3 protein-coding genes and 1 pseudogene are annotated in these 3,429 nt (G+C 38.8%); 2 read left to right on the forward strand and 2 right to left on the reverse strand.

What is annotated here, in order from left to right:
- Positions 1–603: glycosyltransferase family 9 protein (locus AC1DQW_RS27310; protein ID WP_477456952.1), on the reverse strand; the 603-nt coding region annotated here is incomplete at its 3' end.
- A gap of 106 nt (positions 604–709) precedes the next feature.
- Between AC1DQW_RS27310 and meaB the strand changes: the two genes are divergently transcribed.
- On the forward strand, positions 710–1,612 hold the full coding sequence (meaB, locus tag AC1DQW_RS27315; RefSeq protein WP_477456953.1) for a methylmalonyl Co-A mutase-associated GTPase MeaB: 903 nt from the start codon (positions 710–712) through the stop codon (positions 1,610–1,612).
- A gap of 24 nt (positions 1,613–1,636) precedes the next feature.
- On the opposite strand, the gene AC1DQW_RS27320 is transcribed toward meaB, so the two are convergent.
- Positions 1,637–2,926, reverse strand: coding sequence for an aminopeptidase P family protein (locus AC1DQW_RS27320; RefSeq protein WP_477456954.1), 1,290 nt, complete (start codon positions 2,924–2,926; stop codon positions 1,637–1,639).
- Positions 2,927–3,074: 148 nt separating this feature from the next.
- Between AC1DQW_RS27320 and AC1DQW_RS27325 the strand changes: the two are divergent.
- Positions 3,075–3,429 (forward strand): annotated as a pseudogene (locus AC1DQW_RS27325) (OmpA family protein); the annotation flags it as partial.

The raw sequence follows: 3,429 nt of genomic DNA on the forward strand, positions 1-3,429 counted from the left end.
CCCCCATTCCATACCACTACCATGTGATTTTGGGTGGATGATAAGGTTAAATTTATCTGCCAAAAGCTTACCGGTTAATTCTGCAGGGAGCAATGTTTTGCGTTCGAAACCAATATGACTAATGATATCATTTAACGTTGGCACCAACAATAACCCCAAGGCTTTTAATAACATCAGGTTCAACTGGGCCTCATGCAAATCGGATTTTTTACGGCTTAGTTTTACCAGTTTATTGCAGGTAAACCAATGAAAAAACCTGTTAGTGGTGCCTATTCGTAATTTTATACCCGCTGCCTTTGCTATTTCGGCAACATGTTTATTAGGAAACACGTGAATAATAGCATCGATATTTTTATCCTTTAAATAAAAAGCCTGTTCATTTTGCGGCAGTTTTTTTATTTCATCATAATTAATAAAAGTATCAACAGCAGTACAAGTGTTTATTACTGGCTGAGTGTATGTACGCCCCAAAAATGAAACAATTACCCCTGGAATCAATTCTTTTAAATAAGCCGCCATTGGCAGGGTAAGTACCACATCTCCTATAGCATCTGTCCGGCTGATTAATATGTGCTGCGTTTTTGTTTGTACGGATTGGGGCATTGTGCTTATTGTTGCAATTACTGGCAAGTTAACAGCTGTTCAACTGCAATAATAAAGATTAAATTGTCTTATGTAATGATAATTTTCGTCATTTGCACTTACAAGCATGAATGTGGCAGCTGTTTTTAATAACCCGGGAATGATTAATTACATCAACTTTAAGCAGGTGGCACGTGCCCTAACTATTGTTGAAAACGATTTGGCCGAAAGCGACACGTTGTTAAAAAGCCTTACTTTCAACAAACCAACCCCTATAATTGGTATTACCGGCCCGCCGGGAGCGGGGAAAAGCACCCTCGTGAATGCCTTGATAGACGTACTTTTAAAGGATAACAGTAAAATAGCCGTTTTGGCAATCGACCCCACTTCGCCATTTAACTTTGGATCGCTGCTTGGCGATAGGATCAGGATGGTATCACATTTTAACCATCCCGATGTTTTTATACGCTCTTTAGCAACACGTGGGTCTTTAGGAGGGCTCTCAGCCAAAACTATCGAGATGACCGATGTATTACGGGCTGCCGGGTTTGATTATGTTTTGATAGAAACAGTTGGTGTTGGCCAGTCGGAAATTGAGATAACGGGCCTGGCCGATATTACCCTGGTGGTACTGGTACCCGAAGCGGGAGATGAGATCCAGCATATCAAATCGGGCCTTATGGAAATTGCTGATGCATTTATTATCAATAAAGCCGACAGGGCCGATGCCGATATTTTTGCTAATAGTTTAAAAAAAATAATCGGGCAAAAAAAAGACGGGCACTCCCCTATTTTTAAAACCATAGCATCGCAGGCAGCGGGTATTAAAGAAGTTGCAGCGTTTATAAAAACATCATCGAACCTTAAAAACAAACGCCGCGAAATGTTACTTGCAGAAAAAGCATACAAACTAATCCAGCATAAATTAACGCAGCATATTGATAAAAAAAAGCTTCAGCAACATCTTGCTGAAGCCTTAAACAACAAAAACTTTAATCTGTATAGTTTTGTGGATGCCTATGTAAGGTAACAGCAAACTTGTTCAATTAACAAGTTAACTGTTCATTATTTCCTCTAAATGTTCGGCCTCTATTGGTATGTTTTCCATCAAATCGCGGTTACCATCGCCTGTAATTAAAATGTTATTTTCAATCCTTATCCCCAACCCTTCTTCCTGAATATAAATACCAGGTTCGCAAGTCAATACATTTCCAACTTCAAAATTTTTATACCTGCTTGCAAAGTCATGTACATCCAAACCTAAATGGTGCGATGTGCCATGCATAAAATACTTTTTGTAAAGCGGGATATTAGGATCCTGCTTTGCAACATCGTGCTTATCAAGCAATTTAAGGCCTATTAGTTCGCTGGTCATTACTTTTCCAACCTCATCCTGGTAGTCGCTCAAAACGGTTCCGGCCACTATCATACTCGTTGCTTCACGCATAACCCGCAAAACAGCATCATAAACAGCGCGCTGGCGCGGGGTGAACCTGCCATTTACCGGTACCGACCGGCTCATATCTGCATTGTAATTAGCATATTGAGCTCCAAAATCAAAAAGTATGATATCGCCATCATTACACGCCTGGTTATTATCAATATAATGAAGTACAACAGCATTCTTGCCAGATGCAATTATGGGGCTATAGGCATGCCCGGTGGCGCGTTGCCTTAAAAACTCATGTGTTATTTCGGCCTCAATCTCGTATTCGGCAACACCCGGCTTTAAAAATTTCAACACCCGCACAAATGCATCGCTGGTAATATCACATGCTTTTTGGATAAGGTCAACTTCCATTGCTGATTTCACAACCCGCAGATCTCTTAGTATCAATGCCGATCGTTCATATTTGTGCAAAGGATATTTCTGTTTTAAAGCCTCATACATCCGCAGATCGCGATATGGTACTGTATGAGCATACCGATCGTTCTCGTTGGTATTGATGTAAATATGTTCGGCATAATTTATAATACTATGTAAAATTGTATCATATTCATGAAGCCAATAAATATTTTCGATTCCCGATACCAGCTTTGCTTCTTCTTTGGTGTATTTGTGTCCTTCCCAAATGGCAATGTGTTCGTTGGTTTGTCTTAAAAAAAGTACTTCGTTGTATGCCTTATTAGGACAATCCGGATACAATATCAATATGCTTTGTTCCTGATCAATACCTGTGAGATAAAAAAAATCAGGATTTTGTTTAAATAAAAAACTCTGGTCTCCGCTCACCGGAAACTCGTCATTAGCGTGAAAAATGGCAATCGAGCCCGCTTTTGTTCTCGAAACGAAATTTTTTCTATTATTTGTAAATATGGAAGTAGGGATTGCCGAATATTTCATATTAAACTGTTGATTATTTTAATAAATCATTTTTTTTTACTTATTTGTGTAACTATTACATTTTTTGGAACAATGTTTGGTCAAGGTTTCAAACATAATTACTAAATTTGAAAAAAATCACAATTAAAATCGTTTAATCTTAAAAACTATGAATTATTCTACATTAAAGAAAACAGTCGCATTGTCATTTGCTTCTTTGATGGTTGTAGGTATGGCTAATGCTCAAACCGATTCCACCAAAACAGCAACTACTTCGTCTGAAACCACTACTCCAAAAGTATTTGGTGGTCTTGGTCAGTACAAAACATTTAGCATTGGTGCCAATGTTGGTGTTACTTCTCCGTTTACTCCATTTGGAACTGATGCTGTGTCACATATGAAACCTCAACTGGGTTACGGCGTGTCACTTAGGCAACAACTTTCACATCCGTTTGGAATACAATTAGACTTACATGGCGGTAAAGTTGCGGGAGATAATACCAAAGGCAACAAAGGGTTTACTG

It is taken from the genome of Mucilaginibacter sp. P5_A4, from assembly GCF_056400605.1.